This window comes from Streptomyces sp. NPDC057445, from assembly GCF_042802855.1.
Taxonomy (GTDB): Bacteria; Actinomycetota; Actinomycetes; order Streptomycetales; family Streptomycetaceae; genus Streptomyces.
This window is the reverse complement of the sequence record NZ_JBHVDH010000016.1, coordinates 134,642-151,449: the sequence shown is the minus strand read 5'-3', so window position 1 is coordinate 151,449 and position 16,808 is coordinate 134,642. Positions and strand designations below refer to the sequence as shown.

Below are 16,808 nucleotides of genomic sequence, written 5' to 3'. Positions count from 1 at the left end.
CCCCGCCCGGGAAGGGCGGCCCGCATCCTACTCACGGGTACGGGCCGCCGCCTCGTTTCCCGCCGTGGCCGATGTCACTGCCGGGCTCCCGGAGGGGTAGGGTCGTAGGCGGTCGGGGACATCCCATACAGCTCGCCGGCGTCGAAACCCGGCGTACCAACGAGGAGATCGGTTCGTGACGATCCGCGTAGGCATCAACGGCTTTGGCCGCATCGGTCGTAACTACTTCCGCGCGCTGCTGGAGCAGGGTGCAGACATCGAGATCGTGGCTGTCAACGACCTGGGTGACACCGCGACCACCGCCCACCTGCTGAAGTACGACACCATCCTGGGCCGCCTCAAGGCCGAGGTGACCCACACCGCCGACACCATCACCGTCGACGGCCACACCATCAAGGTGCTCTCCGAGCGCAACCCGGCCGACATTCCGTGGGGTGAGCTGGGCGTCGACATCGTCATCGAGTCGACCGGCATCTTCACCAAGAAGGCCGACGCCGAGAAGCACATCGCCGGTGGCGCGAAGAAGGTCCTCATCTCGGCTCCGGCCAGCGACGAGGACATCACCATCGTCATGGGCGTCAACCAGGACAAGTACGACCCGGCGAAGCACAACATCATCTCCAACGCTTCCTGCACCACCAACTGTGTGGCGCCGATGGCCAAGGTCCTCGACGAGAACTTCGGCATCGTCAAGGGCATGATGACGACGGTCCACGCGTACACGAACGACCAGCGCATCCTGGACTTCCCGCACAAGGACCTGCGCCGCGCCCGCGCCGCCGCGGAGAACATCATCCCGACCTCGACCGGTGCCGCGAAGGCCACCGCCCTGGTCCTTCCGCAGCTCAAGGGCAAGCTGGACGGCATCGCCATGCGCGTCCCGGTCCCGACCGGCTCCGTCACCGACCTGGTTCTCGAGCTCGACCGCGAGGTCACCAAGGACGAGATCAACACCGCCTTCCAGAAGGCGGCCGAGGGCCAGCTCAAGGGCATCCTGGAGTACACCGAGGACCCGATCGTCTCCTCGGACATCGTGAACTGGCCGGCCTCCTGCACCTTCGACTCGCTGCTGACCATGGTCCAGGGCAAGCAGGTCAAGGTCGTCGGCTGGTACGACAACGAGTGGGGCTACTCCAACCGCCTCGTCGACCTGACCGTGTTCGTCGGCAGCCGGCTCTGAATCACCTGCCGGTAGGCATCTCGATGTGAGCCGCAGGGCTCGGGCAGCGCAACGGCGCGCTGTCTGGGCCCTGTCGCTTGTCCTCGACCTCCTTAGGAGTCACCAAGCATGAAGACGATCGACGAACTTCTCGCCGAAGGCGTCACCGGCAAGCGGGTCTTCGTCCGCGCCGACCTCAACGTGCCGCTCGACGGCACCACCATCACCGACGACGGCCGTATCCGCGCCGTGCTGCCGACCGTGAAGGCCCTGGCCGACGCGGGCGCGCGGGTTGTCGTCGCCTCGCACCTGGGCCGCCCGAAGGGCGCCCCCGACTCGGCCTTCTCGCTCGCCCCCGTGGCGGCCCGTCTCGGTGAACTGCTCGAAAGCTCTTCCGGTGAAGTGGCGTTCGCGACCGACACGGTCGGCGAGTCGGCCCGCAGCACCGTCGACGCCCTGGCCGACGGCCGGGTCGCCGTCATCGAGAACCTCCGCTTCAACCCCGGCGAGACGTCCAAGGACGACGCCGAGCGCGGCGCCTTCGCCGACGAGCTCGCGACCCTCGCCGATGTGTACGTCGGCGACGGCTTCGGGGCCGTCCACCGCAAGCACGCCTCGGTCTACGACCTCCCCGCGCGTCTGCCGCACGCTGCCGGCTACCTGATCGCCACCGAGGTCGCCGTGCTGAAGAAGCTCACCGACGACGTCAGGCGGCCCTACGTCGTCGTCCTCGGCGGCGCCAAGGTCTCCGACAAGCTCGCCGTCATCGACGCGCTTCTCGGCAAGGCCGACCGGCTGCTGATCGGCGGCGGCATGGCGTACACCTTCCTCAAGGCCAAGGGCTACGAGGTCGGCATCTCCCTCCTTCAGGAGGACCAGATCCCGACGGTGACCGAGTACATGGAGCGCGCCGAGAAGAACGGCGTCGAGCTGGTGCTTCCGGTCGACGTCCTCGTCTCGTCCGAGTTCCCGGACCTGAAGACCAAGGCCCCGGCCGAGTACACCACGGTCGACTCCGACAAGATCCCCTCCGACGAGGAGGGCCTGGACATCGGCCCGAGGACGCGTGAGCTGTACGCGTCGAAGATCGCCGATGCCGAGACCGTGTTCTGGAACGGCCCGATGGGCGTCTTCGAGCACCCCGACTTCGCGGGCGGCACCCGCGCGATCGCCCAGGCGCTCGTCGACAGCTCCGCCTTCACCGTCGTCGGCGGTGGCGACTCGGCCGCCGCGGTCCGTACCCTCGGCTTCGACGAGAACGCATTCGGACACATCTCGACCGGTGGCGGCGCGAGCCTCGAGTACCTCGAGGGCAAGACGCTTCCCGGCCTCGCCGCACTGGAGGACTGAACAAAAGTGACTGCTGCTTCCCAAGAGCGCACCCCGCTGATGGCGGGCAACTGGAAGATGAACCTCAACCACCTCGAGGCCATCGCCCACGTCCAGAAGCTCGCCTTCGCCCTGACGGACAAGGACCACGACGCCGTCGAGGTCGCCGTCCTGCCGCCCTTCACCGATCTGCGCTCGGTGCAGACCCTGGTGGACGGCGACAAGCTCAGGATCAAGTACGGCGCCCAGGACCTCTCGGCGCACGACTCCGGTGCCTACACCGGTGAGATCTCGGGGTCCATGCTCGCCAAGCTGAAGTGCGCGTACGTGGCCGTCGGTCACTCCGAGCGACGCCAGTACCACGGCGAGTCCGACGAGCTCTGCAACGCCAAGGTCAAGGCCGCGTTCAGGCACGGTCTGACCCCGATCCTCTGCGTCGGCGAGGGCCTGGACATCCGCAAGGCCGGCGAGCACGTCCGGTACACGCTGAACCAGATCGACGGCGGTCTGAAGGACATCCCGGCCGACCAGGCCGAGTCCGTCGTGATCGCCTACGAGCCCGTCTGGGCCATCGGCACCGGAGAGGTCGCCACCCCTGAGGACGCCCAGGAGGTCTGCGGGGCGATCCGCGGGCGCCTTGCCGAGCTGTACGGCCAGGAGCTTGCCGACAAGGTCCGGATCCAGTACGGCGGCTCGGTGAAGGCCGGGAACATCGCGGCGATCATGGCGCAGCCCGATGTGGACGGCGCCCTGGTCGGTGGGGCCTCGCTCGACGCGGACGAGTTCGTCAAGATCGTCCGGTTCCGCGACCAGTGAGTAGGCCGTAGGGCCGATCCGTCGTACCCTTGCGGGGGCCGAGGCTTTCGGGCCCGGCCCCCGTCTTCTTGAGCGACTGTTCGGATGGATCAGTCGCCGAGTTACAGTCCTGTCCCGTCCGAGGAAGTTGGTCCAGCCGTGATCATGGGGTTCTCGATCGCCCTCATCGTCTTCAGCCTGCTGCTGATGCTGCTGGTGCTGATGCACAAGGGAAAGGGCGGCGGCCTCTCCGACATGTTCGGTGGCGGCATGCAGTCCTCCGTCGGCGGCTCCTCGGTCGCCGAGCGCAACCTCGACCGCATCACCGTCGTGCTCGGTCTGATGTGGTTCGCGTGCATTGTCGTACTTGGTCTGCTGGTGAAGCTGGACGGCTGAGCCACCGCGGGCGTCCCGGGGGTGGGGGTGTAACTCCAATCACTGGACGCGCGTTGGGCCTTACGTAGACTGGGGCATCTTCGAGCACCATCACGCAGGGAGTTACGACCGTGGCAAGTGGCAACGCGATCCGGGGAAGCCGGGTCGGAGCGGGGCCGATGGGGGAGGCCGAGCGGGGCGAGTCCGCACCGCGTCTCCGCATCTCCTTCTGGTGCTCGAACGGGCACGAGACGCAGCCGAGCTTCGCCAGTGACGCACAGGTTCCGGAGCACTGGGACTGCCCGCGCTGCGGGTTCCCGGCCGGCCAGGACCGGGACAATCCGCCGGACCCGCCGCGCACCGAGCCGTACAAGACGCATCTGGCGTATGTACGGGAGCGCCGCAGCGACGCGGACGGGGAGGCGATCCTCGCCGAGGCGCTCGCCAAGCTCCGGGGCGAGATCTGAGCGGTTGACGCTCATCCACTGACAGCGGGCCCGGCCCACGCAGGAATCGACCGATTCCCGTGTGGGCCGGGCCCGACGCGTTCACGTGCCGTGCCTGAGGCGCCCGTCCTCCCCGCCGTGGCCCGATCCGCTCCCTCGGGCCCAAGCCGACTGTCGTCCACCGGAGTTCGGGACGTTGTCAGTGGTGCCCTCTACGGTCGTGTGCGACGGACGCTCACGGCCGCAGAGGGGGAGCGCGTGACAACAGCGGAAGCGGTGGACACCGCCCGGGCGACGCCGACGTGGAGCGGCGGATTCGGGCGGCTGTGGACCGCGGCTGTCGTATCGAAGTTCGGCGACTCTCTGCGTACCGCCGCGATGCCGCTGCTCGCCGCATCGCTCACCGGTGATCCGCTGCTCATCGCCTCGGTGACGGCGTGCGGATATCTGCCGTGGCTGCTCTTCGGGCTGCTCGGCGGCGCGCTCGCCGACCGGGTCGACCAGCGGCGGGCGATGTGGGCGGTCGATCTGGTCAGGGGCGTGCTGATGGCCGCGTTCGCCGTCGCCGTGGCCCTCGGCCATGCCTCGATCGCCCTGCTGATCGCGGTGGCCTTCGCGCTCACGACCCTGCAGACGCTGTTCGACAACGCGGCGACGGCCCTGCTGCCGTCGCTGGTGCCCGCGGAGGCGCTCGGCAGCGCGAACACCCGGCTGGCGACCGGGCAGCAGATGGCGGGCACGTTCCTGGCCGGCCCGCTGGTGCCGGTGCTGCTCGTCGCGGGCGCCGCCGCGCCGTACGCGGCGGATGCGGCCACGTACGGACTGGCGGCGCTGCTGGTCGCCTCGCTGCGGGTGGCGGGGCCCGAGCGGGGGCCACGCAAGGCCGGGTCCACCCTGCGGGCCGAGATCGCAGAGGGCCTGCGCGCGCTCTGGCGGGACCGGACGCTCCGGGCGCTGTGCATCGCCACCACCCTGTGCAACATCGGGATGGGCGCGCTCATCGCCACGCTGGTCCTGCACGTCACCCGCCGGCTCGACGCGGGCAACGGCGGCTATGCCGCGGTCATCACGGCGTACGGTGCGGGCGCCGTCGCCGGAGGGCTGCTCGCGCGCCGGATGTCCGAGCGGATCGGCAGGATACGCAGCGTGTTCCTGGCCGGGACCGTACAGACAGGCTGCCTCTTCGCCATGGGGACGGTCCGTGAGCTGTGGGTGACGATCGCGGCGATGGCCCTGTTCGGTCTCATGGGACTGGTGTGGAACACCAACCAGGTCACGCTGATGCAGGAGCGCAGTCCCGAGGGCATGCTCGGCCGGATCGGCTCCGCGTTCCGTACGGCCGCGGTCGCGGGGGCTCCGCTCGGGGCCGTGCTCGGCGGCGCGGCCGCGGCCGGATGGGGTCTGAACACGCCGGCGCTGCTGGCGGCAGGACTGTTCACGCTCGCCGTCGCGTCGCTGACCCCTCAGATCAATTAGGTTGGTGGAGCAGCGGGGCACGCAGGCAGGTACGAGAAGAAGTGGGCTGAATGTCAGTGAATACGGAAAGCCGTACCCGGCTCAACCGGATGCCCGAATGGGCTGCTCTGGTCAAGCACCGTGAGCAGTTGGGCGACACTCATCTGCGGGAACTGTTCGCCGCCGACGCGGGCCGTGGCAGCCGGTACACCCTGCAGGTCGGCGACCTCCACCTCGACTACTCCAAGCACCTGGTGACCGACGAGACGCTCGCGCTGCTGCGCGAGCTCGCCGCGGCCACCGATGTCGCAGGGCTGAGGGACGCCATGTTCCGCGGCGAGAAGATCAACATCACCGAGAAGCGGGCCGTACTGCACACCGCGCTCCGCGCTCCGCGCGACGCCGTCATCGAGGTCGACGGTGAGAACGTGGTGCCCGACGTGCACGCCGTGCTCGACAAGATGAGCGCCTTCTCCGAGCGGATCCGTTCGGGCGGTTGGACCGGCCACACCGGAAAGCCCATCAGGAACATCGTCAACATCGGCATCGGCGGCTCCGACCTCGGCCCGGCGATGGCGTACGAGGTACTGCGCTCCTACACCGCACGGGATCTGACGTTCCACTTCGTTTCGAACGTGGACGGGGCCGATCTGCACGAGGCGGTCCGCGACCTCGACGCGGCCGAGACGCTGTTCATCGTCGCGTCCAAGACGTTCACCACCATCGAGACCATCACCAATGCGACATCCGCACGCGACTGGCTGCTCACGGAACTGAAGGCCGGTCAGGAAGCCGTCGCCAAGCACTTCGTCGCCGTGTCGACGAATGCTGAGAAGGTCGGCGAGTTCGGCATCGACACGGCGAACATGTTCGAGTTCTGGGACTGGGTAGGCGGTCGCTACTCCTACGACTCCGCCATCGGGCTCTCTCTGATGGTCGCCATCGGCCCGGACCGCTTCCGCGAGATGCTCGACGGCTTCCACCTCGTCGACGAGCACTTCCGCACCGCGCCCGCCGCGGAGAACGCGCCGATGCTGCTCGGCCTGCTGGGCATCTGGTACAACAACTTCTTCGACGCCCAGTCGCACGCGGTACTGCCGTACTCGCACTATCTGAGCAGGTTCACGGCGTATCTGCAGCAGCTCGACATGGAGTCCGACGGCAAGTCCGTCGACCGCGGGGGCGAGCGGGTCGACTGGCAGACCGGGCCCATCGTCTGGGGCACGCCCGGCACCAACGGACAGCACGCGTACTACCAGTTGCTCCACCAGGGCACCAAGATCGTCCCGGCCGACTTCATCGGCTTCGCCCGGCCGGTCGCCGACCTGCCTCCCGGACTGGTGCCCCAGCACGATCTGCTGATGGCCAACTTCTTCGCCCAGACACAGGCACTGGCCTTCGGGAAGACCCCGGACGAGGTACGGGCGGAGGGCGTCGCGGACGAACTGGTGCCGCACAAGACCTTCCCCGGCAACCGCCCGACGACCACCGTCCTGGCGAACGAGCTGACGCCGTCGGTGCTGGGCCAGCTGGTCGCGCTCTACGAACACAAGGTGTTCGTCCAGGGAGCCGTCTGGAACATCGACTCCTTCGACCAGTGGGGAGTCGAGCTCGGCAAGGTGCTGGCGAAGCGGATCGAGCCCGTGCTCACCGAGGGCACGGGCGGCGAGGGCCTCGACAGCTCGACCGCCGCCCTCGTGGCGAAGTACCGCACCCTGCGCTCGCGGTCGCCCCACACGCGCGAGGCGTAGAGGGGCCGGTCCGGTGGCGGGGGAGGAGACCGTGCGGCTGAGGCCGCCGAACAACACGCTGAACGAGCGGGCCGTCGGCTGGTGGCGTACGCAGTTGCTGCTGACCACGCTGGTACCGACGGCCGTGCTCGTGGCGCTCGGAGCGTTCATCGCGCCCGCCAGGGGCTGGCTGCTGGCCGCTGCCGCCGCGGCGGCAGCCCTCGGCCTGGCAGGCACGGCCCTCTTCCCCGCCTGGTGGTACCGCGTGCACCGCTGGGAGGTCACGGACGACGCGGTGTACGTCCGCACCGGCGCGCTCTGGCAGGAGTGGCGGATCGCCCCGATGTCGCGGATCCAGACCGTGGACACCGAACGCGGCCCCCTGGAGCAGGCGTTCCGGCTCGCCACTGTCACCGTCACGACAGCCTCCTCCAGGGGCGCGATCAGGATCGAAGGCCTGGATCACGAGCTCGCGCAGGAACTGGCCGGACGGCTGACCCGGATCACCGGGGCGACGCCCGGAGACGCCACATGAGTGACGGCTGGCTGAGGCTCGACCGGCGCACCGTTCTTGTCACCGCCGTCGTCATGGGCGCAGTCGCATGTGGCGCAGGTCTGCCCGCCCTGCTCGCTCTGGCCGGCACCATGCCGTGGTGGCAGGCACTGGGCAGGGTCGTGGCGGGAGCCGCCCTGCTCATCGCGGTGGGCGCTGCCGCGGACCATGTGCGATGGCGCAGAACGCGGTACCGCATCGGGCCGGAGCGCGCCGAACTCCACACCGGACTGCTGCTGACGAAGCGCCGCTCGCTGGCCCGGGACCGTATCCGCAGCGTCGATCTGACGGCCGATCCGCTGCTGCGAATACTCGGACTGGTGAAAGTGCGGATCGGCACCGGCGAGCACACGGGGGTCGGTGAATCCACGCTGGAGCTCGACCCCGTCACCAAGGAGGAGGGCGAGCGGCTGCGCCGTGAACTGCTGGCGCGCGCCCAGCCGGAAGGCCCGGGGACGCACCGGGAGGGCGAGCTCGCCGTCCTCGACCCCCGCTGGATCCGCTACGCGCCGGTGTCCTTCGTCGCCCCGCTGCTCGGCGGTGCGGCGGCGGGCGCCGTGATGCAGGTCAGCGAATGGTTCGGCGCCCAGGGCGAGGTGATCGACTGGACGGTCGACCGGTTCCGCCACACTCCCGTCCTCTGGACGGCCGTCGTACTGGCCCTCGGGTTCCTGGCAGCCGGGGTCGTGGGCGCGCTCGGGCTCTGGGCCGAGATGTGGTCCAACTACCGGCTGGAGCGCGAGCCCGGCGGCACCCTGCGGGTGCGCCGCGGGCTCTTCACGACCCGCTCGGTCTCCATCGAGGAGCGGCGGCTGCGCGGCGTGGAGCTCGTCGAGCCGCTCGGCGCCCGGCTGTGCGGCGCTGCGCGCGTGGACGCCGTGGCGACCGGTCTGGTGAAGGACGACGACGACAAACACGCCGACCTCAAGACACTCCTGCCGGCCGCGCCACGTGCCGTCGCGGACGACGTGGTGGCGCTGGTGCTCCGCGAGGCCGGTGCGCCGACGAGCGTGCCGCTGACCCCGCATCCGCGTGCGGCCCGCACACGCAGGCTGCGCCGGTCGCTGGGGGCGGCGCTGGTCGCGGTGGTGACTCTCACCGTGCTGGGTCTGCTGGTCACCGATGTCCTCCTGTACATCGCTGCGGCCTGCGCTCCGGTTCTGCTGACGCTTGCGGTGCTGCTGGCCCTGGACGCCTACCGGAGCCTGGGCCATGCGATGGCCGGTGACTATCTGGTGGCCCGCTCCGGAACCGTCCGGCGCGGGACGGTCGCGCTCCGGCGGAACGGGGTCATCGGATGGACGCTCAAGCAGTCCTGGTTCCAGCGCCGCGCGGGACTTCTCACCCTGACCGCGACGACCGCGGCGGGCGACGGGGCGTACTCGGTGTACGACGCGGGCGAGCACGAGGTGCTCGACTTCGCCTCCCTGGTGGTTCCGGGTCTTCTGGAGCCGTTCCTCGATCGCCGGCAGGACCTCTGAGTCGGTTTCGTCGGTAGTTCTCTGTGCGTGAATCGGCACCCCGGGCCTGCCTGGCGCTCACGGATGCCGACTTCGCCCTCGACCGCGAACTCGGCGCCCGGCGGCGGGAACTGCCCAAGAATCTCCGACTCGGGACACCAGGGCCTGTCCGCTCACCGGTCCGGCCTGATCCCGACGGAAGACCCTGGCCGGCGGCGGAGGACAATTCCGGTACCGGCGAGCACAATCCCGGTATGGCCAGTTCCGGGTATTCGGGAACCCTGCTCGCCGAGAAGCCCGGTGTCCGACCCGGCCACCGCGTCGCCCTGCTGGGAGCGCCCGACGGCTGGCGGATCCTGGACCTGCCGGACGGCACCACCGTGGACGCAGGCCCTGCGGACCGTGCCGACATCGTCCTCACGGTCCACCGCAGCCGCGCCGCCTCACGGCCGCGGCCCCGGGACCGGCGGCCTTCCTCGCCGACCCCGCCGCCCTGTGGATCGCGTGGCTCCGCCGGGCCGCCGGCCACACCAGCGATATCACGGAGAACGATCTGCGCGATCTCTTCCTCCCGCTCGGACGGGTGGACGTCAAGGTCGCGGTGATCGGGGAGGACTGGTCGGGTCTCACGTTCGTCCGCCGCAGGGAGCACCGCAGGGAGCACCGCAGGGTGTGACGCCACAGAGGGGCCTGCCCCACAGAGGCAGCCGCCTCCGGTGAGGCGTGCCGGGAACGCCGACGGCCCGGTCCGCAAGCGCGGAACCGGGCCGTCCGGACAAGGCAGGGCCGGAGGCTCAGGGCGAAGCCGGCGGGTACAGCTCCCGCGGGAGCTGGGACGCCGCCGCCGAGTCGAGGAGCCAGAGCGTCCGTGACCGGCCGTACGCGCCCGCCGCCGGAGCCTGGATCTCACCCGCTCCCGACAGGGCGATCGCCACCGCGTTCGCCTTGTCCTCGCCCGCGGCGAGGAGCCACACCTCGCGCGCCGCCCGGATCGCCGGGAGCGTCAGTGAGATCCGGGTCGGCGGGGGCTTCGGGGCGCCGTGGACGCCCACCACCGTGCGCTCGGTCTCCCGGACCGCGGGGTGCTCGGGGAACAGGGACGCGACATGCGTGTCCGGGCCGACGCCCAGCATCAGCACATCGAAGGTCGGGACGTCCCCGTGGTCCTCAGGGCCGGCCGCGGCGGCGAGCTCCGCGGCGTGGGCGGCGGCCGCCGCGTCCGCGTCATTGCCGTAAGGGCCGTCCGACGCGGGCATCGGACGGACCCTGGACGGGTCCACCGGGACCGAGTCCAGCAGGGCCTTGCGGGCCTGGGTGACGTTGCGCTCGGGATCGCCCTCGGGCAGGAACCGCTCGTCACCCCACCACAGGTCCAGCCGCGACCAGTCGATCGCGTCCCTCGCCGGAGCGGCGGCGAGTGCGGCCAGCAGGGCGTTGCCGTTGCGCCCGCCGGTGAGGACCACCGACGCGGAGCCACGCGCGGCCTGGGCGTCCACGACCTTCGTGATCAGCCGTGCCGCCGCGGCCTGCGCCATCAGTTCCTTGTCGCGATGGACGACGAGCTGAGGGGCGCTCACTTCGTGGCCGCCTTCTTGGCCGCGGTCTTCGCCGCGGTCTTCTTGGCCGCGGTCTTCTGTGCCGTCCCCGGTGCGGACGCGGCCTCGCCGCCGGCGTCCGCCAGTTCGGCCGACTCGTCGTTCAGCCGGCCCACCCCGTACCGCAGGGCCGCCGCAAACACCTCGTCCGGGTCCAGCCGCCGCATCTCCTCGGCGATCAGCTCGGCCGTTTCACGCCGCTTCAGCGCCACTCCGCGGTCCGGCTGGCCCTCGATGGACAGCGTCGCCAGCGAGCCGTCCGCCCGGTCCAGCCCGATCAGGCCGTTCTTCGTCTGAAGGCGTACGGACGTGAGCCCGGGACCCGACGACGCCGAGCGCTTCACCGGCACCTGCAGGCGGTCGCCGAGCCACATCCCCAGCAGTTCGCAGCTCGGGTTGAACTCCTCGCCCACCACCTCGGCCGCCGTGACCTCCCAGGGAGCCTGGTCCAGCGCCGCCGCGAGCATGGAGCGCCACGGGGTGATCCGGGTCCAGGACAGATCCGTGTCGCCCGGGGTGTAGGTATCCGCGCGGGCCGCCAGCTCGGCGACCGGCTGCTCGCAGGCGTAGGTGTCGATGACCCGGCGCTGGGCCAGCGCGCCCAGCGGGTCGGCCGCCGGGTCGCCCGGCGCGTTCACCGGCCACCACACGACGACCGGTGCGTCCGGCAGCAGCAGCGGCAGCACCACCGACTGGGCGTGGTCGGTCACCTCGCCGTACAGCCGAAGTACGACCGTCTCGCCGGTGCTGCCGGCGTCCGCGCCCACCCGAACCTCGGCGTCGAGGCGCGTCTGCGCCCGGTCGCGCGGCGAGCGCGAGACCCGCTTGATGACGACGAGCGTGCGCGAAGGGTGCTCGCGGGACGCGTCGTTGGCGGCCTTCAGCGCGTCGTACGCGTTCTCCTCGTCCGTGACGATGACGAGGGTGAGGACCATGCCCACGGCAGGTGTGCCGACCGCCCGCCGCCCCTGCACCAGGGCCTTGTTGATCTTTCCGGAGGTGGTGTCCGTAAGGTCGATCTTCATGGCCGACGCCAGCTCCGTCCGTCTCGTGCGAGCATTTCGTCCGCCTCGACCGGGCCCCACGTCCCGGCCGGATACTGCGCGGGCCTGCCGTGCCTCTCCCAGAACTGCTCGATCGGGTCGAGGATCTTCCAGGACAGCTCGACCTCCTCAACCCTCGGGAAGAGGTTGGAGTCACCGAGCAGCACATCGAGGATCAGCCGCTCGTACGCCTCGGGACTGGACTCCGTGAAGGACTCGCCGTACGCGAAGTCCATCGAGACGTCGCGCACCTCCATCGACGTGCCCGGCACCTTCGAACCGAACCGCAGGGTCACGCCCTCGTCCGGCTGGACCCGGAACACCAGGGCGTTCTGCCCCAGTTCCTCCGTGGCGGTGCGGTCGAAGGGGGAGTGCGGGGCGCGCTGGAAGACGACCGCGATCTCCGTGACCCGGCGGCCCAGCCGCTTGCCCGTACGGAGATAGAACGGGACGCCCGCCCAGCGACGGTTGTCGATCTCCAGCTTTATGGCCGCGTAGGCGTCGGTCTTCGAGTTGGGGTCGATGCCCTCTTCCTCGAGGTATCCGACCACCTTCTCGCCGCCCTGCCAGCCCGCGGCGTACTGCGCGCGCACCGTGCCGGTCGCCAGGTCCTTCGGCAGCTTCACGGCGCCCAGCACCTTGGTCTTCTCCGCCGCCAGGGCGTCCGCCTCGAAGGACGCGGGCTCCTCCATCGCGGTCAGCGCGAGCAGCTGGAGCAGATGGTTCTGGATGACGTCACGCGCGGCGCCGATGCCGTCGTAGTAGCCGGCTCGGCCGCCGATGCCGATGTCCTCGGCCATGGTGATCTGGACATGGTCGACGTACGACCGGTTCCAGAGCGGCTCGAAGAGCGTGTTGGCGAAGCGGAGCGCCAGGATGTTCTGGACGGTCTCCTTGCCCAGGTAGTGGTCGATCCGGAACACCTGGTCCGGGTCGAAGACCTCGTGGACGATCTTGTTGAGGTCCTGGGCGGAGGCCAGGTCGTGACCGAAGGGCTTCTCGATGACGGCACGCCGCCAGGAGCCCTCCTTCTGCTCGGCCAGGCCGTGCTTCTTCAGCTGCTGGACGACCTTGGGGAAGAACTTCGGCGGTACCGACAGATAGAACGCGAAGTTGCCGCCGGTGCCCTGGGCCTCGTCGAGTTCCTTGATCGTCTTCTTCAGCGTCTCGAACGAGTTGTCGTCGTCGAAGGTGCCGGGGACGAAACGCATTCCCTGGATGAGCTGCTGCCACACCTCCTCGCGGAAGGGCGTCCGGGCGTGCTGTTTGACGGCGTCGTGGACTTCCTGTGCGAAGTCCTGGTCGTCCCAGTCGCGGCGGGCGAAGCCGACGAGTGAGAAGCCCGGCGGCAGCAGGCCCCGGTTGGCGAGGTCGTAGACGGCAGGCATCAGCTTTTTACGTGACAGATCGCCTGTAACGCCAAAGATCACCAGGCCCGACGGCCCCGCGATGCGCGGGAGCCGTCGGTCCTTGGCGTCACGAAGCGGGTTGGCTCCGTGTGCGGGAGTCAAGGTGTTCAGCCCTCCGAGGGAGCGAGGCGCTGGAGCTCCGCCTCGGTCGACTTGAGCAGGTCGTTCCAGGACGTCTCGAACTTGTCGACGCCCTCGTCCTCCAGCAGCTGGACCACGTCGTCGTACGAGATCCCGAGCTTCTCGACGGCGTCGAGCTCGGCGCGCGCCTGCTCGTAGCGTCCGCGCACCGTGTCGCCCGTGACCTCTCCGTGGTCGGCCGTCGCCTCCAGCGTGGCCTCCGGCATGGTGTTCACCGTGCCCGGGGCGACCAGTTCCACCACGTACATCGTGTCCTTGAACGCCGGGTCCTTGACGCCGGTCGAGGCCCACAGCGGGCGCTGCGGGTTGGCCTGCGCCTTGTCCAGCGCGGCCCAGCGGTCGGAGGGCGACGTCGACTTGTCGGCCGAGCCGAACACCTCCTCGTACGCCTGGTAGGCGAGGCGGGCGTTGGCGATGGCCGCCTTGCCGCGCAGCTGCTTCGCCTCGTCCGTGCCGAGGGCGTCCAGTCGCTTGTCGATCTCGGTGTCCACCCGGGACACGAAGAACGACGCCACAGAACGGATCTTCGACAGGTCAAGGCCGGCGGCCTTCGCCTTCTCCAGACCGGCCAGGTAGGCGTCCATCACCTCGCGGTAGCGCTCCAGCGAGAAGATCAGCGTGACATTGACGCTGATGCCGAGGCCGATGACCTCGGTGATCGCCGGCAGACCGGCCTTGGTCGCCGGAATCTTGATGAAGGTGTTCGGCCGGTCCACCAGCCAGGCCAGCTGCTTGGCCTCGGCGATCGTCGCCTTGGTGTGGTGCGCGAGGCGCGGGTCGACCTCGATCGACACACGGCCGTCCTGGCCGCCCGTCGTGTCGAAGACCGGACGCAGCACGTCCGCGGCGTCGCGGACGTCCGCCGTCGTGATCATGCGGAGGGCTTCCTCGACGGTCACCTTGCGGGCGGCGAGATCGGCGAGCTGCTGCTCGTAACCGTCGCCGGACGAGATGGCCTTCTGGAAGATCGACGGGTTGGTGGTGACGCCCACGACGTGCTGCTGGTCGATCAGCTCGGCGAGGTTGCCGGACGTGATCCGCTTGCGCGACAGGTCGTCGAGCCAGATCGCCACGCCTTCGTCGGAGAGGCGCTTGAGTGCGTCTGTCATGAGAGTTGCATCTCCTACTAGTCGTATACCGGCGTCAGCGCGCGGCGGCTTCGATCGATTCCCGGGCGGCGGCGGCCACGTTCTCGGGCGTGAACCCGAACTCGCGGAACAGCACCTTGCCGTCGGCGGATGCCCCGAAGTGCTCCAGCGAGACGATGCGGCCCGCGTCCCCGACGTAGCGGTGCCAGGTCAGACCGATACCGGCCTCGACCGCTACACGCGCCCTCAGCGACGGAGGCAGGACGCTGTCCTTGTACGCCTGGTCCTGCTCCTCGAACCACTCGACGGACGGCATCGAGACGACCCGTGTCGGGATGCCCGCGGCCTGCAACTGCTCGCGCGCCTCCACGGCCACGTGCACCTCGGAGCCGGTGCCGATCAGCAGGACCTGCGGCGCAGCGTTCTGCCCCTCGGGCCCTTCGGCCTCGAACAGCACATAACCGCCCTTGGCGGCATCCTCGTTGGGCTCGTACGTCGGAACGCCCTGGCGGGTCAGCGCCAGACCGTGCGGGGCGCCCACACCGAACTTCTTGGTGTAGCGCTTCAGGATCTCGCGCCACGCGATCGCGGTCTCGTTGGCGTCGGCCGGGCGCACGATGTTCAGGCCCGGGATGGCGCGCAGGGAGGCCAGGTGCTCCACCGGCTGGTGGGTGGGGCCGTCCTCGCCGAGACCGACCGAGTCATGCGTCCAGACATAGGTCACCGGCAGGTGCATCAGCGCGGACAGGCGCACGGCGTTGCGCATGTAGTCGGAGAACACCAGGAAGGTGCCGCCGTAGATACGGGTGTTGCCGTGCAGTGCGATGCCGTTCATCGCCGCGGCCATCGCGTGCTCGCGGATGCCGAAGTGGAGGGTGCGACCGTAAGGGTCGGCCTCCGGCAGCGGGTTGCCCTCCGGGAGGAACGACGAGGTCTTGTCGATCGTCGTGTTGTTCGACCCGGCGAGGTCGGCGGAGCCGCCCCACAGCTCGGGGATGACCTCGCCCAGCGCCTGCAGGACCTTGCCGGAGGCGGCGCGGGTGGCGACCCCCTTGCCCGCCTCGAACACCGGGAGCTTCTCCTCCCAGCCCGTGGGCAGCTCGGTCGAGCGGATCCGGTCGAACTCGGCGGCGCGCTCCGGGTCGGCGGCACGCCACTCGGCGAAGGCCTTCTCCCACTTCTCCCGCGCCTCACGGCCGCGGTCGAGGGCCTTGCGGGTGTGCGCGATGACCTCGTCGGAGACCTCGAACGTCTTCTCCGGGTCGAAGCCCAGGACCCGCTTCGTGGCCGCGACCTCGTCCTCGCCCAGCGCCGAGCCGTGCGCCGCCTCGGTGTTCTGCGCGTGCGGGGCGGGCCAGGCGATGATCGAGCGGGCCGCGATGAAGGAGGGACGCTCGGTCTCCTCCCGGGCGGCCTTGAGCGCCTCGTACAGGCCGACCGGGTCCAGGTCGCCGTTCGGCAGCTGCTCCACGCGCTGGACGTGCCAGCCGTAGGCCTCGTACCGCTTCAGCGTGTCCTCGGAGACCGCGGTCTCGGTGTCGCCCTCGATCGAGATGTGGTTGTCGTCCCACAGCAGCACCAGGTTGCCGAGCTTCTGGTGGCCGGCCAGCGAGGACGCCTCGTGGGAGATGCCCTCCTGGAGGCAGCCGTCACCGGCGACGACCCAGATGTTGTGGTCGAAGGGGGAGGCGCCGGGGGCGGCGTCCGGGTCGAACAGACCGCGCTCGTAGCGGGCGGCCATGGCCATGCCCACCGCGTTGGCGACACCCTGGCCCAGCGGCCCGGTGGTGGTCTCCACGCCGACCGTGTGACCGTACTCCGGGTGACCGGGGGTCTTGGAACCCCAGGTGCGGAAGGCCTTGAGGTCGTCCAGTTCCAGGCCGTACCCGGCCAGGTAGAGCTGGATGTAGAGGGTCAGGCTGGAGTGACCCGCGGAGAGGACGAACCGGTCACGGCCGGTCCAGTCCGCGTCGGCGGGGTCGTGGCGCATCAGCTTCTGGAAGAGGACGTACGCCGCGGGGGCCAGGCTCATGGCCGTCCCCGGATGGCCGTTGCCGACCTTCTGTACGGCGTCTGCGGCAAGGACGCGGACGGTGTCCACGGCCCGCTGGTCCAATTCGGTCCACTCGAGGTCTGTGGTGGTCGGCTTGGTGCTCACCCTGGGTCAGGGCTCCTCTCCACATGTTCGTGTCCCGGTGACTAGGGGCGTACCGGGCGTTGTCGAGCCTAC

14 protein-coding genes are annotated in these 16,808 nt (G+C 69.8%); 9 read left to right on the top strand and 5 right to left on the bottom strand.

The features are described from left to right. Nucleotides 1–175: 175 nt before the first annotated feature. From gap to ACFU5O_RS27575, 9 genes are all read left to right on the top strand, one after another. Nucleotides 176–1,180 carry a type I glyceraldehyde-3-phosphate dehydrogenase gene (gene gap, locus ACFU5O_RS27615; RefSeq protein WP_384244641.1) on the top strand — a complete coding sequence of 335 codons (1,005 nt, stop codon included), beginning with the start codon at nucleotides 176–178 and terminating at the stop codon, nucleotides 1,178–1,180. A gap of 108 nt (nucleotides 1,181–1,288) precedes the next feature. Next, nucleotides 1,289–2,509, top strand: coding sequence for a phosphoglycerate kinase (locus tag ACFU5O_RS27610; protein ID WP_384244640.1), 1,221 nt, complete (start codon nucleotides 1,289–1,291; stop codon nucleotides 2,507–2,509). 39 nt (nucleotides 2,510–2,548) lie between these two features. After that, on the top strand, nucleotides 2,549–3,304 hold the full coding sequence (gene tpiA / locus ACFU5O_RS27605) for a triose-phosphate isomerase (protein ID WP_384244670.1): 756 nt from the start codon (nucleotides 2,549–2,551) through the stop codon (nucleotides 3,302–3,304). Between the two features lie 144 nt (nucleotides 3,305–3,448). Then, on the top strand, nucleotides 3,449–3,679 hold the full coding sequence (secG, locus tag ACFU5O_RS27600; protein ID WP_384244669.1) for a preprotein translocase subunit SecG: 231 nt from the start codon (nucleotides 3,449–3,451) through the stop codon (nucleotides 3,677–3,679). Between the two features lie 110 nt (nucleotides 3,680–3,789). After that, nucleotides 3,790–4,125: an RNA polymerase-binding protein RbpA gene (locus ACFU5O_RS27595; RefSeq protein WP_338675831.1), complete on the top strand. Its 336-nt coding sequence runs from the start codon at nucleotides 3,790–3,792 to the stop codon at nucleotides 4,123–4,125. A gap of 237 nt (nucleotides 4,126–4,362) precedes the next feature. Then, the gene (locus tag ACFU5O_RS27590) at nucleotides 4,363–5,580 is read left to right on the top strand and encodes an MFS transporter (RefSeq protein ID WP_384244638.1); all 1,218 of its coding nucleotides are present in this window, start codon (nucleotides 4,363–4,365) and stop codon (nucleotides 5,578–5,580) included. 56 nt (nucleotides 5,581–5,636) lie between these two features. Next, nucleotides 5,637–7,310 carry a glucose-6-phosphate isomerase gene (gene pgi, locus ACFU5O_RS27585; protein WP_384244668.1) on the top strand — a complete coding sequence of 558 codons (1,674 nt, stop codon included), beginning with the start codon at nucleotides 5,637–5,639 and terminating at the stop codon, nucleotides 7,308–7,310. Nucleotides 7,311–7,323: 13 nt separating this feature from the next. Then, on the top strand, nucleotides 7,324–7,824 hold the full coding sequence (locus ACFU5O_RS27580; RefSeq protein WP_384244637.1) for a PH domain-containing protein: 501 nt from the start codon (nucleotides 7,324–7,326) through the stop codon (nucleotides 7,822–7,824). Further along, a complete protein-coding gene (locus ACFU5O_RS27575) occupies nucleotides 7,821–9,323 on the top strand; it encodes a PH domain-containing protein (RefSeq protein WP_384244635.1) in 1,503 nt (500 codons plus the stop codon). Before ACFU5O_RS27580 ends, ACFU5O_RS27575 begins: the two co-directional genes overlap by 4 nt. Before the next feature lie 773 nt (nucleotides 9,324–10,096). Here ACFU5O_RS27575 and pgl read toward each other — a convergent pair. The 5 genes from pgl to tkt are packed head-to-tail and all read right to left on the bottom strand — an operon-like array spanning nucleotide 10,097 to nucleotide 16,736. Next, entirely contained in the window at nucleotides 10,097–10,879 is a 783-nt protein-coding gene (gene pgl / locus ACFU5O_RS27570) for a 6-phosphogluconolactonase (protein WP_384244634.1), read from the bottom strand. After that, the gene (opcA, locus tag ACFU5O_RS27565) at nucleotides 10,876–11,922 is read right to left on the bottom strand and encodes a glucose-6-phosphate dehydrogenase assembly protein OpcA (protein WP_384244633.1); all 1,047 of its coding nucleotides are present in this window, start codon (nucleotides 11,920–11,922) and stop codon (nucleotides 10,876–10,878) included. The genes pgl and opcA overlap by 4 nt, the downstream gene beginning before the upstream one ends. Then, nucleotides 11,919–13,451, bottom strand: coding sequence for a glucose-6-phosphate dehydrogenase (zwf, locus tag ACFU5O_RS27560; RefSeq protein WP_384244632.1), 1,533 nt, complete (start codon nucleotides 13,449–13,451; stop codon nucleotides 11,919–11,921). The genes opcA and zwf overlap by 4 nt, the downstream gene beginning before the upstream one ends. A 5-nt stretch (nucleotides 13,452–13,456) precedes the next feature. Beyond that, complete coding sequence (gene tal / locus ACFU5O_RS27555; RefSeq protein WP_384244631.1) at nucleotides 13,457–14,599, bottom strand: transaldolase; 1,143 nt, start codon at nucleotides 14,597–14,599, stop codon at nucleotides 13,457–13,459. A gap of 34 nt (nucleotides 14,600–14,633) precedes the next feature. Then, nucleotides 14,634–16,736, bottom strand: coding sequence for a transketolase (tkt, locus tag ACFU5O_RS27550; RefSeq protein ID WP_384244630.1), 2,103 nt, complete (start codon nucleotides 16,734–16,736; stop codon nucleotides 14,634–14,636). Nucleotides 16,737–16,808 lie beyond the last annotated feature (72 nt).